Below are 20,857 nucleotides of genomic sequence, written 5' to 3'. Positions count from 1 at the left end.
ACTGAAAAGCTGCGGCCGTGGCGACCGACGTGCCGGCGCGGAAAGGCAGCGGCCGTGCTGACAGCCGCGCTCCAACGGAAAAGCGGCGGGCGACGCGTTCCGGACGCGAGACACCACCCCGATTACCTCTACCGCAGGTTATAACGCCCGCGCAGCTCGTTGATGATGCCCGCGGCGGCGCTGTTGGCCGCCTCGCGCACGTCGGCGTCCTTGCGGTCGCGGTGCAGATGGCTGATGTCCCAATTGCAGCCGCCTTCGTCCTCCACGGTTTCGTGCAAGCCGGTGGGAATCCAGCCGGCCGTGGCCGGATTCGCATCGAGGGCCTTGACGACCAGCGCCAGCAATTCCTGCTCGGTTTTGAGTTCACGCGACATGACAGTCTCCATCGTCCCATGCGCGGTGCCGCCGCGCGCGGCTGTGGCTCCCGGCTGGTGGCGGCGCCGACCCGGCGGACCGCCCGCCGCGTTCATCGCGCGGAAGCTGATGGACGAAATACTCGCACTCTTTGCCCTACAATGCGCAGCATCATGCTCGCCAACCGCCTCCATCTTCTCCTGCCCTTCGCGCTGCCCGCCGCAGCGGACGCCCCTACCGCCCTTCACGACATCCGCAGTCCGGCCCTCGACCGGCTGATCGCGCGCGCGACGCTGGTGGAACGCGTGATCGGCGAAGACTTTCAGCGCACGCTGCCGCACGAGCGCTGGGTGGCGCGCCAGTTCGGCGCATTGCCGAGCGGCGCGGCGGCCGCCGACGAAGCGCCGCTCGCGCCGTACATGCTGCGCGCCGACGGCGGCGAACCCGGCAGCGCGACGTGGGCCTGCGTGCAGCCGGTGCACGTGCGCATCGCGCATGATCATCTGGTGCTGATCGATCCGGCCTCGCTCGACCTGTCCGACGAAGAAGCCAGCGCGCTGCTCGCCGTGGCGCGGCCGTTGATCGAGGAACTCGGCGTGCGTATCGAAGCGCCGCGGCCCGTGCGCTGGTATCTGTCGGGCGAAGGGTTCGGCACGCTGGCGGGCGCTTCGCCATTGCGCGCGAGCGGGCGCAACATCGAAATCTGGCTGCCGCACGAGGCCCATTCCGGCGAGCGTTCGCGCGCCTGGATGAAACTGCAGAACGAAGTGCAGATGGCGTGGTTCGAGCATCCGGTCAATCAAGCGCGCGAGGCGAGCGGCCTGCCCGCCGTCAATTCGATCTGGTTTCACGCGCAAGGCGCGGCGCAACCGGTGCGCAGTCCGTTTGCACGAGTGTTCTCCGACGCGGCGGCCACGCGCGGCCTCGCGCTGACCGCCGGCGTGCCGGTCGATTCGCCACCGGCCTCGTTCGGCGCACTGGCGGCGCTGGCGGAACACGCCGGCGGCAAGCCGCAGGCAAACGCGGGCGGCACCACGCTGGTCGAACTCGATCCGTTCTCCGCACCGTATATCGAGCAGGACTGGGCGCGCTGGAACGACGCCTTCGCCGCCTTGCAAACGGACTGGTTCGAACCGGCGCTCGCCGCCCTGCAATCCGGCCGGCTCGACGAACTCGGCCTGACCCTGTGCGGCGACACCGGCTCGGTGACCCTCTCGGTCACGCGCGGCGATCTGCGCAAATTCTGGCGGCGGCGCGTGCTCGCCTCGCTCTTCATCGAATGAACGATTGATTGAATGACCCAACGAATGATCCACGGCCTTTCCGAATGACTCGAATCGTTACGCGCGCCGCGTCTCCCGTCGACGCCGACATCCTCACCCGCCACGGCCTGCATCCGGTGCTCGCGCGCCTCTACGCGGCGCGCGGCGTGTGCATGCCCGACGAAATCGAAACCGGCCTCGCGCGGCTCGTGCCGCCGGTCGCGCTCAAGGGCTGCGAAGACGCCGCCGCCCTGCTCGCCGACGCGATCCAGAACCAGCGCCGCATGCTGGTGGTCGCCGACTACGATTGCGACGGCGCCACCGCCTGCGCGGTCGCCGTGCGCGGCCTGCGCATGTTCGGCGGCCGGATCGAGTATCTGGTGCCGAACCGTTTCGAATACGGCTACGGCCTGACGCCCGAGATCGTCGCGCTGGCCGCGCGCAGCGCGTCGGGCAAACCGGATCTGCTGATCACGGTGGATAACGGCATCGCCAGTGTGGACGGCGTGGCAGCGGCCAACGCGCTCGGCATCGACGTGCTGGTCACCGATCACCACCTGCCCGGCGACGAGCTGCCGGCCGCCCGCGCGATCGTCAATCCGAATCAGCCGGGCTGCACGTTCCCGAGCAAGTGCATCGCGGGCGTCGGCGTGATGTTTTACGTGCTGCTCGCGCTGCGCGCGGAATTACGCCGCCGCGGCGCGTTCAACGATAACTTTCCCGAACCGCGCCTCGACGGCCTGCTCGATCTGGTCGCGCTCGGCACGGTCGCGGACGTGGTCAAGCTCGACGGCAACAATCGCGTGCTGGTCGCGCAGGGGCTGCAGCGCATCCGCAAAGGCAAGATGCAGCCGGGCATCGCCGCGCTGTTTCGCGCCGCCGCGCGCGACGCCCGCAGCGCGTCGGGCTTCGATCTCGGCTTCGCGCTCGGGCCGCGGCTGAACGCGGCGGGCCGACTGTCGGACATGTCGCTCGGCATCGAATGTCTGACTACTGACGACATCGGCCGCGCCTGGGATCTCGCGCAGCAACTCGACACGATGAACCGCGAACGCCGCGAAATCGAAGCCGGCATGCAGCAGCAGGCGCTCGAAGACCTCTCGGCGATCGACCCCGAGGGCCGGACCACCATCACACTGTTCAATCCCGCGTGGCATCAGGGCGTGATCGGCATCGTCGCGGGGCGGCTGAAGGAGAAATTCCACCGCCCCTCGTTCACCTTCGCGCTCGCCGACGACAGCGGCCAGACCGTCAAAGGCTCGGGCCGCTCGATCGCGGGTTTCCATCTGCGCGACGCGCTCGACCTGATCTCGAAGCGCGAACCGGGCCTGATCGTCAAGTTCGGCGGCCACGCAATGGCCGCGGGCCTCACGCTCGCCGCCGCCGACGTGCCGCGCTTTACCGCCGCGTTCGAAGCGGTCGGCTGCGAATGGCTGTCCGAAGAGGCGCTTTCGCGCACGGTGGAAACCGACGGCGAGCTCGAGGACGCTTACTTCACGCCACAGTTCGTCGAAATGCTCGATGCCGCCGTGTGGGGCCAAGGTTTTCCGGCGCCGGTGTTTTCGGGCGAGTTCGATGTCGCCTCGCAGGCGCTGGTGAAAGACAAGCATCTGAAGCTGCAACTGGTGCGCGGCCGCCAGCGCTTCAACGCGATCTGGTTCAATCACACCGACACCCTGCCCGCGCGCACCACGGTCGCCTATCGTCTCGCGAGCGATACGTGGAACGGCGTGTCGCGCGTGCAACTGATCGTCGAACACGCGGCGAGCTGAAACGGCGAACGCAAGGTTCGAAGCGAAGCACCGGGTCAAGGCCGCGCCGCGCGCTGCGGCCCGGCGCCCGGAAAACGTCGAAAAGCTCCGCAAAATCAACCCCAAACACGCGCCGGATCGCTCGATAGCGTCCGGCGCGTCGCGCCGATCGGCTATAATTTCGTCTTTTTACGAAGCTATAAAAGATCGACATGGAAGCGGAACGTCTCAACGCGATCGAAGCCTCACTGGCGGACCTGCGCACACGCGCGGACTCGCTACGGGGGTATCTTTGACTACGACGACAAAGCACTGCGTCTAATCGAAGTCAACCGGGAACTCGAAGACCCGGACGTCTGGAACGACTCGAAGCACGCCCAGGCCCTCGGCCGGGAAAAGAAGCTGCTCGACGACACCGTGGGCAAGCTCACCGCCCTCGATAACGACCTGCGCGACGCGCAGGACCTGTTCGACATGGCCCGCGAAGAAGACGACGAGGAAACCCTCCTCGCCTGCGAAGCCGACGCGCAAGGCATTGAACAGCGCGTGGCGGACATGGAATTTCGCCGCATGTTCGCGAACCCGGCGGATCCGAACAATGCGTTTCTCGACATCCAGGCCGGCGCCGGCGGCACCGAGGCGTGCGACTGGGCGTCCATGCTGCTGCGCCAGTACCTGCGCTACTGCGAGCGCAAGGGCTTCAAGACCGAAGTACTGGAACAGACCGACGGCGACGTCGCGGGCATCAAGAACGCCACCATCAAGATCGAAGGCGAATACGCATACGGCTTTTTGCGCACCGAAACCGGCGTGCACCGCCTCGTGCGCAAGTCACCGTTCGACTCGTCGGGCGGCCGTCATACGTCGTTCTCGTCCGTGTTCGTGTACCCGGAAATCGACGACTCGATCGAAGTGGACATCAATCCGGCCGATCTGCGGATCGACACGTACCGCGCGTCCGGCGCGGGCGGTCAACACATCAACAAGACCGATTCGGCCGTGCGTATCACGCACATACCGTCGGGCATCGTCGTGCAGTGCCAGAACGACCGTTCGCAGCACCGCAACCGCGCCGAAGCCATGGCCATGCTGAAATCGCGCCTGTACGAAGCGGAAATCCGCAAGCGTCAGGAAGAGCAGGACAAGCTCGAAGCCGGCAAGACCGACGTGGGCTGGGGTCATCAGATCCGCTCGTACGTGCTGGACAACAGCCGTATCAAGGACCTGCGCACCAACGTCGAAATCAGCAACACCAAGAGCGTGCTCGACGGCGACCTCGATCCGTTCATCAGCGCCAGCCTGAAACAGGGCGTCTAAGCGCAACCGGCGCGGCCCGCGAGGCCGCACCGCCTCTTCGCCGTTGCTTCGCTGTTTCTTTACACCGCCTGAGGTTTTTACTGACTGGCCACCCGCATGCGAGCCACTCCCGTGCGGGCCACCGAATACCAAATCATCATGACCGAACCGACCCAGCCGAATGTCGTGCCCGAGGTGGACGACAACAAGATCATCGCCGAGCGCCGCGAAAAACTGCGCGAGTTGCGTGAGCAAGGCGTCGCCTACCCGAACGATTTCCGCCCCACGCACCACGCCGAAGATCTGCAAGCGCAATACGAGCACACCGACAAGGAAGCGCTCGAAGCGAATCCGCTCGAAGTCGCGATCGCCGGCCGCATGATGCTCAAGCGCGTGATGGGCAAGGCAAGCTTCGCGACCGTGCGCGACGGTTCCGGTCAGATCCAGTTCTTCATTACGCCCGCCGACGTCGGCCAGGAAACGTACGACGCTTTCAAGAAGTGGGACATGGGCGACATCGTCGCGGCGCGCGGCGTGCTGTTCCGCACCAACAAGGGCGAGCTGTCGGTGCGCTGCACCGAACTGCGCCTGCTGTCGAAGTCGCTGCGGCCGCTGCCGGACAAGTTCCACGGCCTGTCCGACCAGGAAATGAAGTATCGCCAGCGCTATGTCGATCTGATCGTCACGCCGGAAACGCGCAAGACGTTCGTCGCGCGCACCAAGGCGATTTCGTCGATCCGCAAGTTCATGTCGGACGCCGACTTCATGGAAGTCGAAACGCCCATGCTGCACCCGATTCCGGGCGGCGCCGCGGCCAAGCCGTTCACCACGCACCACAATGCGCTCGACATGCAGATGTTCCTGCGCATCGCGCCGGAGCTGTATCTGAAGCGCCTCGTGGTCGGCGGCTTCGAGCGTGTGTTCGAGATCAACCGTAATTTCCGCAATGAAGGCGTGTCCGTGCGCCACAACCCGGAATTCACGATGATCGAGTTCTACGCCGCGTACACCGATTACAAGTGGCTGATGGATTTCACCGAGCAGTTGATCCGTCAGGCCGCGATCGACGCGCTGGGCACGGCCACCTTCACGTACCAGGGCCGCGAACTCGATCTGGCGAAGCCGTTTCATCGCCTCACGATCACGCAGGCGATCCAGAAATACGCGCCGCAGTATACGAACGAGCAACTCGCCGACAGCGCTTTCCTGCGCACCGAGCTGAAGAAGTTCGGCGTGGATGCCTCGCAGCCGCAATTCCTGAACGCCGGTGTCGGCTCGCTGCAACTGGCGCTGTTCGAGGAGACCGCCGAGTCGCAACTGTGGGAGCCCACCTATATCATCGATTACCCGATCGAGGTGTCGCCGCTCGCGCGCGCGTCGGACAAGGTGGACGGCATCACGGAGCGTTTCGAGCTGTTCATCACCGGCCGTGAAATCGCGAACGGCTTCTCGGAACTGAACGATCCGGAAGATCAGGCCGCCCGCTTCAAGAAGCAGGTCGACCAGAAAGACGCCGGCGACGAAGAAGCCATGTTCTACGACGCGGACTACATTCGCGCGCTGGAATACGGCATGCCGCCGGCCGGCGGTTGCGGCATCGGCATCGACCGTCTGGTCATGATGCTGACCGACAGCCCGAGCATTCGCGACGTGATTCTGTTCCCGCATCTGCGCCGCGAAGACTGATCGCAGCACGGTTCAAGGCGGAACAGGAGCGCCCGGCACGCGCCGGGCGTTTTTTCTGATGGGCGAGAAATGCATCGCGCCTATCTAGTGGTTTGTAACCATAGGTAAAAACTGCCCGTCATACCGATTTGGCCGGCGGGGTTCGCCGTGCGGGCGCGTGCCTTTGACGCCGGGCCGTCACGGCGATTGCCCGGAAATCGTTACAAATTGAAACCCTCGCGGAATCGATTTGCCAGACACTTTGTCTTACCAAAAGTCGACTCTGCTAAAGACGGAGGCAAAAAATGGACAACCGCAACACGCAACCCACCACGCAAATCCAACAGCCTGCGCAACCACGCCGGATTCACCCGCTCGTCGCGACCGCTGCCGGTGCAGTGATCATCGCGAGCCTGGCCGCCACGGCCGCAGTGACCGGCCTGTTTCCGAAGGCGTCCAGCAACGGCGCGCAAAACGATCAGACCCAGGCGGCGCAAGTCGCCACACAAGGCACCCCGCCCGGCGTGATCGATTCGGCGGCGCCGGCCAACCCGACGCCGCAACAGGCCAGCCAGCAGGCCGCCCAGCAGCAGGCTGCGCAACAGCCGCAACCCGCGCCCGCTCCGGCACCCGCACAACGGCAGCAATACGCGCAGCAGCAACAGGCGCAGCCGGCACCTAACTACGCTCAGCAACCGCCCGCACAACCGGCCTATTGCTCGACGTGCGGCACGGTCGAAGCCATCTCGGCGGTACGTCAGGAAGGGCACGGCACCGGCATTGGCGCAGTCGGCGGCGCGGTGGCCGGCGGCGTGGTCGGCAATCAGTTCGGCAGCGGCAACGGCCGCACCGCGATGACCGTCCTCGGCGCGCTCGGTGGCGGTCTCGCCGGCAACTCGGTCGAAAAACATATCCGCAGCACCACGTCGTACTCTGTGCGCGTGCGCATGGAAAGCGGCAAGACGCGCTACTTCACCTACCATGAAGCGCCGCCGTTCCAGCAAGGTCAGCGCGTGCGGGTGGAGAACGGCACGCTCGTGGCAAGCTAGGCGTTGGCCGGGCGGCTTTCGAAACGCCACAAAAAAAGGCGATTCCAATGGAATCGCCTTTTTCTTTGCCGCGGCCGGGAGCGCGAGCCGAACGCCGACCGGCGCCGCAAGACTCAGCGACGCTCAGTAATCCGCGTCTTCAATCCATGCAGCCTGAATCGCCTCGAGGATCTTTTCGTTCGACCGGTTAGGATCGTCGTCGAATCCTTCCAGTTCGGTGACCCAGCGGTGCAAGTCGGTGAAGCGCACCTGTTGCGGATCGATGTCCTGGTGCTTGTCAGTCAGGGCCATCGCGATGTCTTGCGTATCGGTCCACTTCATGGCTGCATCCTCCTGTTAGTGGTTTTCCTTCGCGTGGTTGATCGAGTAGCGAGGGATTTCGACAACCAGATCCTGCTCGGCCGGCACCATGGCCTGGCATGACAGGCGTGAGGTCGGTTCGAGCCCCCATGCCTTGTCCAGCAGATCGTCCTCGTCTTCCTCAGACGGCGTCAAGGCGGCGAAACCCTCACGCACGATCACGTGGCAGGTCGTGCATGCGCACGACTTCTCGCACGCGTGCTCGATTTCAATGCCGTGCTCGAGCAGGCTGTCGCAGATGCTCTTGCCGGGCACGGCATCGATCACCGCGCCTTCCGGGCACAGTTCGACGTGAGGCAGCACAACGATTTGAGGCATACATTTTCCGTTTGGGTCTGAGGCACGGCGGCCGCAAACAGGCTCCGTACCATTTTACTGGCGACGCGAGGACTTTTTAAGTCCACCCGTCGCGATTCGGTTTCTTGCGGCCGAGGAGGCCGAGCGCATCAGGCGGCCTCGCCTGCCGCTACCGCCGCGCTCAGATCTCGTCGAGCTTGCGGCCCGCGAGCGCGCGGCGAATGCCCTTGTTCATGCGGCGGGCGGCGAATTCGTCGGTGCCTTCGGCGAGAGTTTTGGTGGCGGCTTCGATCGCGTCGACGTCGTCGCTTTGCGCGACGTTGCGCAACGCTTCGAGCAGCGTGTCGAGTTCGGCGCGCTCGCTGTCGTCGAGCAGTTCGGCGTCGGCGGCGAGCGCCGCGTCGGTGGCTTCCACCAGACGCCGTGCTTCGACCTGCGCTTCGCGCAGCGCGCGAGCCCGCATGTCGACCTCAGCGGTCGAGAAGCTGTCTTCGAGCATTTTCGCGATGTCGTCGTCGGCAAGACCGTAGGACGGCTTCACCACTACCGACGCCTCCACCCCCGAGCCCTGCTCGCGCGCGAACACCGACAGCAACCCGTCCGCGTCCACCTGGTAGGTCACGCGAATGCGCGCCGCGCCGGCGGCCATCGGCGGAATGCCACGCAACTCGAAACGCGCGAGCGAGCGGCAGTCGCTGACGAGCTCGCGCTCGCCTTGCACGACGTGGATCGCCATGGCCGTCTGGCCGTCCTTGAAGGTCGTGAAATCCTGCGCGCGCGCGACGGGAATCGTCGAATTGCGCGGGATGATCTTCTCGGTCAGGCCGCCCATCGTTTCGACGCCGAGCGACAGCGGAATCACGTCGAGCAGGAGCCAGTCATCGCCGTCCGCGCCGCGGTTGCCCGCGAGCAGATCGGCCTGGATCGCCGCGCCGAGCGCAACCACCTGATCCGGGTCGAGATTGATCAGCGGCGGCTGGCCGAAGAACGACTCGACCGCACGGCGGATCACCGGCATGCGCGTCGCGCCGCCGACCAGCACCACGCCCTTGATGTCTTTGGTCGTGACCTTGGCGTCGCGCAGCGCCTTTTTCGTCGGGCCGAGCGTGCGCTGAACCAGCGCCTGCGTGATGGCCTCGAAAGTGGCCGCGCCGATCGTCAGATCGATCCGGGTGCCGTTGGAAAGCGTTGCCTGCAGCCTTGCATCCGGCGCGTCCGACAACGCCTCCTTGGCCACGCGTACGCTGTCCAGCAGCAGGCGGACGTCTTCCGGTGCGAGCGTTTGCGGCGCGATCCCCACCTGCTCCAGCACGTGGCGATACAGCGCGTGATCGAAATCGTCGCCGCCGAGCGCGGAGTCGCCGCCGGCCGCGAGCACTTCGAACACACCCTTGGTGAGCTTGAGAATCGACAGGTCGAAAGTGCCGCCGCCCAGGTCGTACACGGCGTACAGACCCTCGGAGCCGTTGTCGAGGCCGTAGGCAATCGCGGCCGCGGTCGGTTCGTTCAGCAGGCGCAGCACATTCAGGCCCGCCAGCCGCGCGGCGTCTTTGGTGGCCTGGCGCTGGGCTTCATCGAAGTAAGCGGGCACTGTGATGACGGCGCCGACCAGCTCGTCGCCGAGCGTGTCTTCGGCGCGCTGGCGCAACGTCGCGAGGATTTCGGCTGAGACTTCGACCGGGCTCTTCACGCCGTCGACGGTGCGGATCTGCACCATGCCGGGAGCGTCGACGAAATCGTACGGCGCGTTTTCCGCGCCTTCCACCTCCGCCTTGCCACGGCCCATGAAACGCTTGACCGAGACGATCGTGTTGCGCGGATCGCTCGCCGCCTCGGCCTTGGCTGTGCGGCCGATGCGGCGGCCGCCCTTTTCCAGGTAGCGCACCACCGACGGCAGCAGCGCATGGCCCTCTTCGTCGGGCAGCACGTCGGGCACGCCGCTGCGCACGGCGGCGACGAGGGAATTGGTGGTGCCGAGATCGATGCCGACCGCCAGACGCCGCTGGTGGGGCGCCGGCGCCATGCCGGGTTCGGAGATTTGCAGTAAGGCCATCTGGATCTTCTCGGGGCCACTCGGCCCCGTCCTGAATTTTCGCGTTGCTGGATGAAATGCTACGGCGCTTTGGGTCGCTTTGGGTCGCTTCGGTCGCTATCGCCGCACTCGTGCCGGCGCCGTGCGACCGACGGCGCGCTCTTGCTCGCTCAGGCTCGCTAGTTGTCGAGCCGCTCGATCTGTGTACCGATTTCCGACGCCACCCTCTCGATGAACATCAACTGCCGCACCGCCTCGCCCGCCGCCTGATTCGCGCCGCTGTCGAGCAACGCGCCGAGCTTGTCGAAACGTATGCGCTCTTCGTCGCGCAACTCGGCGAGCAAGGCGTCGAGCGCATCGACATTTTTCGCCGCGGCCGCGTCTTCGATCCTTTCGCGCCATTCCATCTGCTGCATCAGGAACGCCGGCTCCATCGCCGTATTGTTCTCCGCGCCGACATCGATGCCACGCAGATGCAGCAGATAAGTAGCGCGCTTTAACGGATCGCGCAGCGTCTGATACGCCTCGTTGGTGCGCGTCGCCCATTGCATCGCAATGCGCTTTTGCGCGTCGCCGGCCGCCGCGAAGCGGTCCGGATGCACTTGCGTCTGGACCGTGCGGTAGGCGTGATCGAGCGCCGATGCGTCGAGCGCGAATCGCGCCGGCAGGTCGAACAGGTCGAAGTGGCTGTCGTTCAGCGAGGCCATCGGATAGGAGAGGTCCGTTCAGGAAAAGCGCACCGGAGTGCAGTCTAAAAACGCGGCTCGGCGGAGCGTGGCGGCGCGGGCGAATGCGCGGATCAAACTAAAAAGGCGGCCCGCGCCGCCTTTGATCCGCTGCACGCGGAAATGTCCGGAACTACACGCGGAACGATTCGCCGCAACCGCATTCGTCCTTCACATTCGGGTTGTTGAACTTGAAGCCCTCGTTCAGCCCTTCACGCGCGAAGTCGAGTTCGGTGCCGTCGATATAGGCGAGACTCTTCGGGTCGACAATGATCTTCACGCCGTTGCATTCGAACACTTCGTCTTCAGGCGCGAGTTCGTCCACGTACTCGAGCTTGTAGGCCAAGCCGGAGCAACCGGTGGTGCGCACGCCGACGCGCAAGCCGACGCCTTTACCGCGACGGTTCAGGTACTTCTGGACGTGCTGTGCTGCCTTTTCGGTCAACGTAATTGCCATAGCGTTTCTCATTGCGCAGCGCGCGCCGGCCGTTAGTCTGCCCGCTCACGCGCTGCTACCCTCTGCCTGCATCAAATATCGCTCGTGCCGGACGGCTGCTTCAACCTGCGCCGTCCGTTTCGATCCACCTGAAACCGCGTTGCAACCGCCGCTCGATCAAGCGTGCTGCTTTTCGTCTGCGACGACCGCTTCACCGTGACGTTGCTTGTAGTCGGCGACCGCTGCCTTGATCGCGTCTTCCGCGAGGATCGAGCAGTGGATCTTCACCGGCGGCAACGCCAGTTCTTCGGCGATCTGCGTGTTCTTGATCGACATGGCCTGATCGAGCGTCTTGCCCTTCACCCATTCGGTGACGAGCGAGCTCGACGCGATCGCCGAGCCGCAGCCATACGTCTTGAACTTCGCGTCTTCGATGATGCCGTCCGCGCCCACGCGGATCTGCAGCTTCATCACGTCGCCGCATGCCGGCGCGCCGACCATGCCGGTGCCGACCGCATCGTCGTCCTTCGCGAAGGAACCAACGTTGCGCGGGTTTTCGTAGTGGTCCAGAACCTTGTCGCTATAAGCCATGATGACACTCCTTGATTCGTTTCAACCTGCAATTCGTGCAATTCGCAATTCGATAAATCCGACCTGATCCAAACGGCGCGTCAGTGCGCTGCCCACTGGATGGTCGAAATATCGATCCCGTCCTTGTGCATTTCCCACAGCGGCGACAAGTCGCGCAGCTTCGAAATCTTCGTCTTCAGCAGGTTGATCACGTAATCGACATCCTGCTCGGTCGTGAAGCGGCCCACCGTGAAGCGGATCGAGCTGTGAGCCAGTTCGTCGTTACGGCCCAGGGCGCGCAGCACGTACGACGGTTCCAGCGACGCCGACGTACAGGCCGAGCCCGACGACACCGCCACATCTTTCACCGCCATGATCAGCGACTCGCCTTCGACGAAATTGAAGCTGATGTTCAGGTTGTGCGGCACACGCTTTTCCATGTCGCCGTTCACATACACTTCTTCCATTTCCGACAGGCCGCGCAGCAGACGGTCGCGCAGCATGCGGATACGTTCGTTTTCCGTCGCCATTTCTTCACGCGCGATACGGAACGCCTCACCCATGCCGACGATCTGGTGCGTGGCCAGCGTGCCCGAACGCATGCCGCGCTCGTGGCCGCCGCCGTGCATCTGCGCTTCGATGCGGATACGCGGCTTGCGGCGCACGTACAACGCGCCGATGCCCTTCGGGCCATACGTCTTGTGCGCCGAGAACGACATCAGGTCGACCTTCAGCTTTTGCAGGTCGATCGCGATCTTGCCGGTGGCTTGCGCCGCGTCGACGTGGAAAATGATGCCCTTCTCACGGGTGATCTCGCCGATCGCCTCGATGTCCTGAATCACGCCGATCTCGTTGTTCACCGACATGACCGACACCAGAATCGTGTCCGGACGCAGTGCGGCCTTGAACTTCTCGAGGTCGATGAGGCCGTCTTCTTTAACGTCCAGATACGTGACTTCGAAACCTTCGCGTTCGAGTTCGCGGCAGGTATCGAGCACGGCCTTGTGCTCGGTCTTCACCGTGACGATGTGCTTGCCCTTGCTCTTGTAGAAGTGCGCCGCACCCTTGATTGCCAGGTTGTCAGACTCCGTGGCACCCGAGGTCCAGATGATTTCGCGCGGGTCGGCGTTCACCAGCGCGGCGACATTCTCACGCGCTTCTTCGACCGCGCGCTCCGCCGCCCAGCCATACGAGTGGCTGCGCGATGCGGGATTGCCGAACTGCTCGCGCAGATACGGAATCATCTTGTCCACCACGCGCGGATCGATCGGCGTCGTCGCGCTGTAGTCCATGTAGATGGGCAGATGGAGAGTGTCGTTGTTCATCAATTGCTCCGGGGACGTCATGTGCTCTGGCTTCTGGGTTTCTGATCAGGCTGCGGTCGTTGCTCGATACCGCGCCTAGGACCCGGCCATGTTGAAAACGGAATTGGGCCCTTTGGGCGCCACGCGGACGGGTTCGACCGCCGACGCCTCGTTGCGCCTGTCGCGCAATACGGCCGGCGCGCCTTCGCGCGAACGTTGCTGATCGACCAGATCCTTCAGGGAGACCGAATCGAGGTACTCGACCATTTTCTGGTTCAGCGTGGACCACAGTTCGTGCGTCATGCAGTGGCCGTCGTGCTGCTTGGTGCCCTCGCAGGAGCCCTTGCCGCCGCACTGGGTGGCGTCGAGCGGCTCGTCGACCGCGATGATGATGTCGGCCACGGTCACGTCTTCAGAGCGGCGGGCCAGATTGTAGCCACCGCCCGGTCCGCGCACGGACTCGACGATTTCATGACGACGCAGCTTGCCAAACAGCTGCTCGAGGTACGACAGGGAGATATGTTGGCGCTGGCTGATACCCGCAAGCGTCACCGGGCCCTGCTCCTGGCGCAGCGCCAGGTCAATCATCGCCGTGACGGCGAAACGGCCTTTCGTGGTGAGTCTCATATGTAGGGGAACCGCAATTCTCGACAAGTTTTGTCAAGTATAAATACATGAGCGATTTAGTCAAGTATCCCTATCGCAATTTGGGTCATTTGCTTAATTGCTGGAGAGGCGCGGCGCGCCGCGATCAAACCGTGGCCGAACCCTACGCCAGCAAGTGAGGACGTAACGCCGCGATCAGGCCGCGGCAAGCCGCTTCACATTGATCCAGCACCTGCTCGAAACCTTCCGCGCCGCCGAAGTACGGGTCGACGACTTCGCGGGCGCCGCCCCAGCGGGCATCGGCTTCGGGGACGAACTCCATCAGCAGACGAATCTTGTCGCGCTGCTCCGGCGCGCAGACCTGGAGTAACGCGGCGACGTTCTTGTCGTCCATGGCGATCAACAGATCGAAGCGCTCGAAGTCCGCCGCGGCGATCTGGCGACCACGCAAGGCGGCGAGCTGGTAGCCTCGCCGGCCGGCCGCATGTTGCGCTCGCTCGTCCGGCGGCTCGCCGATGTGCCAGTCGCCCGTGCCGGCGGAGTCGATCAGAATGCGCTCCGCGAGCTTCGCTTCGTCAACCAGATGGCGCATCACACCTTCCGCAGTCGGTGACCGGCAGATGTTGCCGAGGCAGACAAAGCAGATGGAGACGGTTTTCATCAGAGGCTTTTCCGGCGCGCCAGGCGCAGCGACCGACGGTTAGCAAACAGGTGCGGCGATTATACAAAGGTGGCCGGATTTTCGCCGGAAGCCCGGCAGCAGCGGTCTGGCGCGGCGCCGCGCGCCGATGCGCTCGCATACCGCTCCAGTCGCGCTTCCCTTTTGCGCTTACGACGCTTCCGCGAGCGGCATCGCGGCGACGGCGCGCATCGGCTTGGCCGGCAGCGTCGAAGCGGCGTCAACCATGCCGTACGACACCGCGCGAGCCAGTTCGGCCGTCAACTGATCGGCCGCGAGCGGGGCTTGCGACGCGTGCGAAGCGGTATTGCCGCAAATGTGCAGATAGGCGACCACAGCGAGCGGCACTACGATGGCAAGGGGCCAGTACACCGATATTGTCTTTTTCATGATGTCGTTTGTTCCGATTGGGGGCGGATGAGCTTGCAGCCCACTATGCCCAGTCGGAATCCTATAGAAATTCGCAATCAGGAAAAACCCGGCGCCGCGAGATACATCGTTGCTCTCAATGAAACAGTCAATCGGCTGCTCTTGCAGCGCGCGCCACCGGCGCGGCTTGCGCCACCAGAAAAGAAATCCTTACAAACGCATACAAAGCTTTTGCGACGGATGGCGATAATGGCGGTCTTAAAGATACATAAGCCCCAGTACTGGTCTACCTCACATGAAACCCTTCGCACCCATCGCCTGTGTCGCTGTTGCCGCCCTGCTCGGCGGCTGTGCGGTCTATCCGGACGGCACGCCGATGTACGGCAATGCCAACAGCGGATACAACGGCTACAACACCTATGACGGCTACGATGGCTACGACGGCTACGCCGCCGGCGTGCCGGTCGTGCCGCAAACCAATGTCTACATGGGCTACGGCAACTACTCGGGACCGGGTTACTATGGCGGGCCGGGCCGTTATTACGGGCCGGGCCCCGGCTATGGAGGCTATCCGGACCGAGGCAGGCCAAACGACGGCAACTATGGACATGGCGGCAACCACGGCGATAACGGCAACTGGCATGGTCAGCCGGGTGGCGGCGGATCGCACGGCGGGCCACCGCCTCAAGGCGCGGTGGGCGGGCCGCGGGGGCCGAGCGGATCGAATGCGCCTCGCCCGGGCGCGGCCGCGCCGCCGCCTCCACCGCCGCCGCAACAGGCAGGCAACGGCGGCCATGGCAATGGAAACAACGCTGCGCCGGTGCGCGGGGTGCCGGGTCGCCAGTCCGGTCAAATGACGGACCACTGAGCGCGGCCACGTCGAAACTGCACGGGGGCGCACCGCATCGGCCATGCGAACGCGCTACGAGCGTCGGCGTGCAAACACGCTGGAATCGTGAACGACGGGACGGCGCTGACAACCCCGCGCGACTGTGCCCCCCTTCAAGAGCGTCAGAACAGAAAGCGGCATGGGCGACCAGACGGCGAGAGCCGGAATCTCCAGCTCCCGCCCAACGCCGCCAGACTTCGAAAGCGCGACGGCAAGCGTCGCCAGGCGAAACCCGTTCAGCCGATGTGGCTGCGCTGCGCGGCGTACAACTCCCTGAATGTCCGTCCGACCGGCGCGGGCATGTCCCGCGTGTCGGTCCAGCCCGCGCCGCCCAACGGCAGCCTGGCGATCGACCGGTTCCTGCCGCCCATGCGTTCCAGCACGCGCACGGCCAGTTTCGTGAAGAGCGCATAAGCATCCGGATGGAGCGCCAAAAAGCCCCACACGGCGAGCCCCGCGCGCTCTTTCCAGGGCCGCAGACGCCGCTCCACCTGCTTTTCGCGCAGCTTGCGCAACAGATCCGACAACGGAATCCCCACCGGGCACACGCTATTGCACTCGCCGCACAAGGTCGCGGCTTGCGGCAAATCCAGCGCCTTGTCGATCCCGACGTAGCTTGGCGTCAACACTGAACCCATCGGCCCGGGATACACCCAGCCGTACGCGTGCCCACCCACCTTCTGATACACCGGGCAATGGTTCATGCACGCGCCGCACCGGATGCACCTCAGCATGTCCTGAAAGTCGCCGCCGATCAGACCCGTGCGCCCGCCGTCGACGAGCACCACGTACATATGTTCGGGACCGTCCTGATCGCCCGCGCCGCGCGGGCCGGTCAGCACGGAGAAGTAGTTCGAAGTGGCCTGCCCGGTCGCCGAGCGCGGCAGCAGGCGCATCGCCGTAGCCAGATCCTCGAGCGTGGGCAGCACTTTCTCGATGCCCGTCACGGCTACATGCACGCGCGGCATGACGGTGCACATGCCTTCGTTACCCTCGTTTGTGACCAGCACGACCGAGCCGGTTTCCGCCACCACGAAATTGCCGCCCGTCACTCCCATGTCCGCCGTCATGAAATGCGGTCGCAGCATCTCGCGCGCTTCACGCGTCATGTCGGTGATTTCGGTGAGGCGCGGGCGGTTGTGGGTCTTCGCGAACAGATCGGCGATCTCGTCCTTATCTTTATGGACGACCGGCGCGATGATGTGGCTCGGGGGCTCGTTGCCGTTGATCTGGAGAATGTATTCGCCCAGATCCGTTTCGATGGATTGCACGCCCATTTGCGCGAGCACTTCGTTCAGGCGCATTTCTTCGGTGACCATCGACTTGGTCTTGATCACCTTCTTCACTTCGTGCCGGCGCGCGATGTCGCCAACGAGCCGCGCAGCCTCCTGGGTCGTCTCGGCGAACAGGACGGTCACGCCACGCCGGGCGGCCTCTCGCTCGAAAGTTTCCAGCCACACGTCGAGATTTTCCAGCGCGCGATTGCGGCGCTCCTTCAGCGCGGCGCGCGTGGCCGGAAAGTCGATCTCGGTCATCGCCGCGGCGCGGGCCGAGACGAATTTGGTCGACAGCTTGGTGAGGTTCTGTTGCAACCGCTGGTCGGCGAGCTTCTGACCAGCGCGTGCCTTGAATTGCATGGATTGGACTTGCATGGCGGCCTATGCGTAATCGGGCAAAGCGCACGTGAAAGCTGACGCGCGCGCATCTGAGAACGGTGGGAATGCGGCGAGGAACGTTACAGGTCGCCGGCCAGCACCTGCGCGATGTGGAGCACCCGCGTGGTGACGTCGCCGGTACGCCGCAAACGGCCTTCGATATTCAGCATGCAGCCGAGGTCGCCGAGCACCACCGCGCCCGTGCCGCTCGCCCTGATATTCGCGCATTTTTCGTCGACGATCGCCGTGGAAATATCGCCGTACTTGACCGCGAAGGTGCCGCCGAAACCGCAGCAATGCTCGCAATCTTTCATTTCGCTCACCGCCACGCCAACCTGCGCCAGCAAGGCGCGCGGCTGCGCCTTCACGCCCAGCTCACGCAAGCCGGAGCAGGAATCGTGGTAGGTGACCCGCCCGGCGAACTCGCCCGGCTGCAACTGCACCTTGGCCACGTTCACGAGGAAATCGGTCAGTTCGAACACTTTGGCGCGCAGCCGGCCGAAACGGTTCATGAGCTCGGGATCGTCGGCGAAGAGGTCGCCGTAATGCGTGCGGATCATGCCGCCGCACGAACCGGACGGCACCACGACGTAATCGAACTGTTCAAATTCGCGCAGGGTTTTCTCGGCCAGATCGCGTGCGATGCGCCGGTCCCCTGAGTTATAGGCCGGCTGCCCGCAGCAGGTTTGGGCAGGTGGCACTACCACCTCGAAACCCGCGGCTTCGATCAGCTTGATGACCGAAAACCCAATCTCGGGACGCATCAGGTCGATCAGGCAGGTAACGAACAATCCGACTCGCATGAGCCCTCCTTCGGGAAAACGTGCCTGATTATCCGCTGTTTGGCGCACAATACCAACGGCCGGAAGGCATAGGACGTAGGTCAAGTTAAATTGGAATAACGGCTCCAAGCGCTTTCTTTTTTTTCACTATACGGGATACAATCAATTTCCGCTGTTTGACGCGTCAACTGATTCCTCCCATGAGCGATACGAACCCGGATCCCAAAACTTCGATCCAGGTGATCGAACGCATGATGCGCCTGCTCGATGCACTCGCTGCGCATAGCGACCCGGTCAGCCTGAAAGAACTCGCCATCCGCACCGAACTGCACCCTTCCACCGCGCACCGCATCCTGAACGACATGGTGATGTGCCGGCTGGTGGACCGGTCCGACCCCGGCACTTACCGTCTCGGCATGCGTCTGCTCGAACTCGGCAATCTGGTCAAAGCCCGCCTGTCGGTACGCGACGCGGCGCTCACGCCGATGCGGGAACTGCATCGCCAGACCGGCCAGACGGTGAACCTGTCGGTGCGCCAGGGCGACGAGATCGTCTATATCGAACGCGCTTATTCCGAGCGTTCCGGCATGCAGGTGGTGCGCGCCATCGGCGGGCGGGCGCCGTTGCATCTGACCTCGGTGGGCAAGCTCTTCCTCGCCGCGGACGAATCCACCCGCGTACGGGCTTACGCCACTCGCACCGGTTTGTCAGGCCACACGCAGAACAGCATTACCGACCTGACCAAACTGGAGCGCGAGCTGTCGCACGTACGCCAGCAAGCCTGCGCGCGCGATAACGAAGAACTGGAACTGGGCGTGCGCTGCATCGCCGCCGGCATTTACGACGACACCGGCAAGCTGGTCGCCGGTCTGTCGCTGTCGGCGCCGGCGGACCGCCTGCAGGACTCCTGGCTCGGCCAACTCAGCCAGACCGCGCTGATGATCTCCGAGTCGCTAGGCTATCGGCCGCAGCCCGCGCAGGACCATTCGCATAGTCATCACGCGTAAGCCGGCACCCGGCTTACCGGCAATAAAAAAGGTTCGTCAGTAAAAAGTGTGGGTTGTCGGCGGCTCGGGCAAATTGCCAAGTGCATGATATAGCGCGATTTCCGTCGTTCGAAACGTCCGGAAGCCGTACGCTTTTCTCATGGTGACTTTGGCCTTGTTGTTCAAACCCTCGACGATTCCGCTGGAGAACTGCTTGCGCGCATGAAAGTAGTTGAGAATCAGTTCTCGATGGGCGCGCACGGTGCGTGCGAACTTCTTCATTGGTTCGATGCGTGAGCGCATGACCCGGGTGCACCACTGATCGAGGAACTTGCCTGCCCAGACAGGCGAGATGTAATCCCAGATCTGCTGGAACTCCTCCTTGAGAAGATAGGCGCGGACACTGCGCAGGTTGTAGTGCAGCAGATCGCGCAGGCGCAGTCGCTGATTGTCAGTAAGGTTCTCTGGCCGCTTGAGCAAACACCAGCGGGACTTCTTGAGGACTGGCTCATAGCCGTCGCGGGTCATGCGGCGAGCTTCCTCGGCGCGAACCTCGTCGATCGCCTTGTTCATTTTGGCAACGATGTGGAAGCGGTCGAGGATGTTCAGCGCGTTGGGGCAATGTAGTGCGATCATCTCGATGTAGGGCCGCCACATGTCCGAGCAGACGAACTCGACCTGCTCGCACAACCGTTTGCCGATCATGACGAAGAACTTTGCGAAGCTTTCCTTCGTGCGCTCCTGGCCAACCCAAAGCAGGCGCACGCAGCTGGCCTCGATCTGATAGACCAGCGTGAGATAATTGTGCCCTCGGCCATACTGGATTTCATCGACGCCCAAAGCGCGGATGGTGCCGAGTTCGCGATGGGCCAGCCCCCAGTCGACCACCCACTCCACCGCCTGGGCAACCTTCTCCCAACTGGTGCGAAAGCTTTGCGCTGTCTCTTTCCAGGAGAGCTTGCGTGCCCACTGCGCGAGAAACAGCATGTAGGCCTTGGTCAGCGTGTGCTTGCCGATGGCCCACGGCACCGTCTCGACCTTCACGCCGCACTCACGGCAGTCGACGCGGCGCATGGCGTACAGCAAAATCACCGCGAAGCCCCAGATCGGAATAAATTCGAAACTACGCGATGCGAGCGTGTCATAGCCGCTGCCAGGCCGGTTGCAACACGAACAGATCGGCTTCGAACCCTTGCGTGGCCGCACGTCGATCTCGATGGTTTTGGACTGCTCGCACAGTCGGGCACTTTCATAGACGAAGCCGGGAAAATGATGGCAGGCATTGAGCAGGCGGGTCAGCAACATGGTTAGCAAGCGCGCGGGAATCAGTAAAGACGCTATTGTTACCTCAGATCCGCACGCACTGGAGCGCTACGTCCCGGACTTGCAGAACTGGCCTGCCTCATGGCGCTTCGAGGACGAGGACATCCCATTCGGACAGGCGCTCGTGAAGGTCTTCACACCTTTCCTGCAACACCTGCTGACCCACGGCTATGCCCGCAAAACGTTGCACCGCCACCGCGATCACCTTTGGATGCTTGGTGGCCATCTCATCGAAGTCCGTCACGTCGATCCGGACTTAGCCGCCATGGATGCCCGCACACTGCTTCTCAATGAGATCCACGAGTTCGGTGGCCCGCTTTCGAGGCACCTCTCCGAGCACGAGCAGAACGCCTTTGACGCTACCTGCAAGAAACTCTATCGCTTCCTCTGTCCCTCATGAATCGCATCAAACCACCCACAGATTCCGCCGACGAGCCATAAAAAAAGCCTCGCAGGTGCGAGGCTTT

General features: G+C 63.7%; 22 protein-coding genes. 8 read left to right on the top strand and 14 right to left on the bottom strand.

Annotated elements, in window-relative coordinates; genetic code table 11:
• Positions 1-128 precede the first annotated feature (128 nt).
• Positions 129-374, bottom strand: coding sequence for a hypothetical protein (locus tag CJU94_RS12280; RefSeq protein ID WP_095418916.1), 246 nt, complete (start codon positions 372-374; stop codon positions 129-131).
• A gap of 141 nt (positions 375-515) precedes the next feature.
• Between CJU94_RS12280 and CJU94_RS12275 the strand changes: the two genes are divergently transcribed.
• The 5 genes from CJU94_RS12275 (at position 516) to CJU94_RS12255 (ending at position 7,377) form a co-directional block, all read left to right on the top strand.
• The gene (locus CJU94_RS12275) at positions 516-1,637 is read left to right on the top strand and encodes a regulator (protein WP_095418915.1); all 1,122 of its coding nucleotides are present in this window, start codon (positions 516-518) and stop codon (positions 1,635-1,637) included.
• Positions 1,638-1,681: 44 nt separating this feature from the next.
• Entirely contained in the window at positions 1,682-3,388 is a 1,707-nt protein-coding gene (gene recJ, locus CJU94_RS12270; protein ID WP_095418914.1) for a single-stranded-DNA-specific exonuclease RecJ, read from the top strand.
• Between the two features lie 191 nt (positions 3,389-3,579).
• A protein-coding gene (gene prfB, locus CJU94_RS12265) for a peptide chain release factor 2 (protein WP_096761528.1) occupies positions 3,580-4,684 on the top strand; the annotation gives its coding sequence in 2 pieces (ribosomal slippage) (positions 3,580-3,660 and positions 3,662-4,684; 1,104 coding nt in all).
• Positions 4,685-4,822: 138 nt separating this feature from the next.
• Entirely contained in the window at positions 4,823-6,349 is a 1,527-nt protein-coding gene (gene lysS, locus CJU94_RS12260) for a lysine--tRNA ligase (RefSeq protein WP_095418913.1), read from the top strand.
• A 284-nt stretch (positions 6,350-6,633) separates the two neighbouring features.
• Positions 6,634-7,377 (top strand): glycine zipper 2TM domain-containing protein, encoded by a 744-nt coding sequence (locus CJU94_RS12255; protein WP_095418912.1) that lies wholly within the window; start codon positions 6,634-6,636, stop codon positions 7,375-7,377.
• Positions 7,378-7,500: 123 nt separating this feature from the next.
• On the opposite strand, the gene iscX is transcribed toward CJU94_RS12255, so the two are convergent.
• The 10 genes from iscX to CJU94_RS12205 all read right to left on the bottom strand — a co-directional run bounded on the left by iscX (position 7,501) and on the right by CJU94_RS12205 (position 14,776).
• Positions 7,501-7,698 carry a Fe-S cluster assembly protein IscX gene (iscX, locus tag CJU94_RS12250; protein ID WP_007181290.1) on the bottom strand — a complete coding sequence of 66 codons (198 nt, stop codon included), beginning with the start codon at positions 7,696-7,698 and terminating at the stop codon, positions 7,501-7,503.
• A gap of 15 nt (positions 7,699-7,713) precedes the next feature.
• A complete protein-coding gene (fdx, locus tag CJU94_RS12245) occupies positions 7,714-8,055 on the bottom strand; it encodes an ISC system 2Fe-2S type ferredoxin (protein WP_091792893.1) in 342 nt (113 codons plus the stop codon).
• 160 nt (positions 8,056-8,215) lie between these two features.
• Positions 8,216-10,087, bottom strand: coding sequence for a Fe-S protein assembly chaperone HscA (gene hscA / locus CJU94_RS12240; RefSeq protein WP_095418911.1), 1,872 nt, complete (start codon positions 10,085-10,087; stop codon positions 8,216-8,218).
• A 158-nt stretch (positions 10,088-10,245) separates the two neighbouring features.
• Positions 10,246-10,773, bottom strand: a complete 528-nt coding sequence (hscB, locus tag CJU94_RS12235) for a Fe-S protein assembly co-chaperone HscB (protein ID WP_095418910.1) — start codon at positions 10,771-10,773, stop codon at positions 10,246-10,248.
• A 151-nt stretch (positions 10,774-10,924) separates the two neighbouring features.
• Positions 10,925-11,248 (bottom strand): iron-sulfur cluster assembly protein IscA, encoded by a 324-nt coding sequence (gene iscA / locus CJU94_RS12230; RefSeq protein ID WP_007181286.1) that lies wholly within the window; start codon positions 11,246-11,248, stop codon positions 10,925-10,927.
• A gap of 156 nt (positions 11,249-11,404) precedes the next feature.
• Complete coding sequence (iscU, locus tag CJU94_RS12225) at positions 11,405-11,818, bottom strand: Fe-S cluster assembly scaffold IscU (protein WP_007181285.1); 414 nt, start codon at positions 11,816-11,818, stop codon at positions 11,405-11,407.
• A gap of 80 nt (positions 11,819-11,898) precedes the next feature.
• On the bottom strand, positions 11,899-13,122 hold the full coding sequence (locus CJU94_RS12220) for an IscS subfamily cysteine desulfurase (protein ID WP_095418909.1): 1,224 nt from the start codon (positions 13,120-13,122) through the stop codon (positions 11,899-11,901).
• A gap of 75 nt (positions 13,123-13,197) precedes the next feature.
• Positions 13,198-13,728 carry a Fe-S cluster assembly transcriptional regulator IscR gene (gene iscR, locus CJU94_RS12215; protein WP_095418908.1) on the bottom strand — a complete coding sequence of 177 codons (531 nt, stop codon included), beginning with the start codon at positions 13,726-13,728 and terminating at the stop codon, positions 13,198-13,200.
• A gap of 142 nt (positions 13,729-13,870) precedes the next feature.
• Positions 13,871-14,368, bottom strand: a complete 498-nt coding sequence (locus CJU94_RS12210; RefSeq protein WP_095418907.1) for a low molecular weight protein-tyrosine-phosphatase — start codon at positions 14,366-14,368, stop codon at positions 13,871-13,873.
• A 168-nt stretch (positions 14,369-14,536) separates the two neighbouring features.
• Positions 14,537-14,776 (bottom strand): hypothetical protein, encoded by a 240-nt coding sequence (locus tag CJU94_RS12205; RefSeq protein WP_095418906.1) that lies wholly within the window; start codon positions 14,774-14,776, stop codon positions 14,537-14,539.
• A 274-nt stretch (positions 14,777-15,050) separates the two neighbouring features.
• On the opposite strand from CJU94_RS12205, the gene CJU94_RS12200 reads away from it, so the two are divergent.
• A complete protein-coding gene (locus CJU94_RS12200) occupies positions 15,051-15,623 on the top strand; it encodes a hypothetical protein (protein ID WP_095418905.1) in 573 nt (190 codons plus the stop codon).
• Positions 15,624-15,880: 257 nt separating this feature from the next.
• Here the strand turns inward: CJU94_RS12200 and CJU94_RS12195 are convergent, their stop codons facing one another.
• Positions 15,881-17,296, bottom strand: coding sequence for a lactate utilization protein B (locus tag CJU94_RS12195; RefSeq protein WP_095418904.1), 1,416 nt, complete (start codon positions 17,294-17,296; stop codon positions 15,881-15,883).
• Between the two features lie 83 nt (positions 17,297-17,379).
• Complete coding sequence (locus CJU94_RS12190) at positions 17,380-18,102, bottom strand: (Fe-S)-binding protein (RefSeq protein ID WP_095418903.1); 723 nt, start codon at positions 18,100-18,102, stop codon at positions 17,380-17,382.
• A 179-nt stretch (positions 18,103-18,281) separates the two neighbouring features.
• Between CJU94_RS12190 and CJU94_RS12185 the strand changes: the two genes are divergently transcribed.
• A complete protein-coding gene (locus tag CJU94_RS12185) occupies positions 18,282-19,088 on the top strand; it encodes an IclR family transcriptional regulator (protein ID WP_091792884.1) in 807 nt (268 codons plus the stop codon).
• A 36-nt stretch (positions 19,089-19,124) separates the two neighbouring features.
• Here the strand turns inward: CJU94_RS12185 and CJU94_RS12180 are convergent, their stop codons facing one another.
• Entirely contained in the window at positions 19,125-20,372 is a 1,248-nt protein-coding gene (locus tag CJU94_RS12180; RefSeq protein ID WP_095417046.1) for an ISL3 family transposase, read from the bottom strand.
• Here CJU94_RS12180 and CJU94_RS12175 point away from each other — a divergent pair.
• Positions 20,371-20,790: a hypothetical protein gene (locus tag CJU94_RS12175; protein WP_095417045.1), complete on the top strand. Its 420-nt coding sequence runs from the start codon at positions 20,371-20,373 to the stop codon at positions 20,788-20,790. The genes CJU94_RS12180 and CJU94_RS12175 overlap by 2 nt on opposite strands.
• Positions 20,791-20,857: the final 67 nt, after the last annotated feature.

Origin of the sequence: Paraburkholderia aromaticivorans (assembly GCF_002278075.1) — a bacterium.
In the GTDB taxonomy this organism is placed as follows: domain Bacteria; phylum Pseudomonadota; class Gammaproteobacteria; order Burkholderiales; family Burkholderiaceae; genus Paraburkholderia; species Paraburkholderia aromaticivorans.
This window is presented reverse-complemented; position numbering and strand designations above follow the sequence as displayed.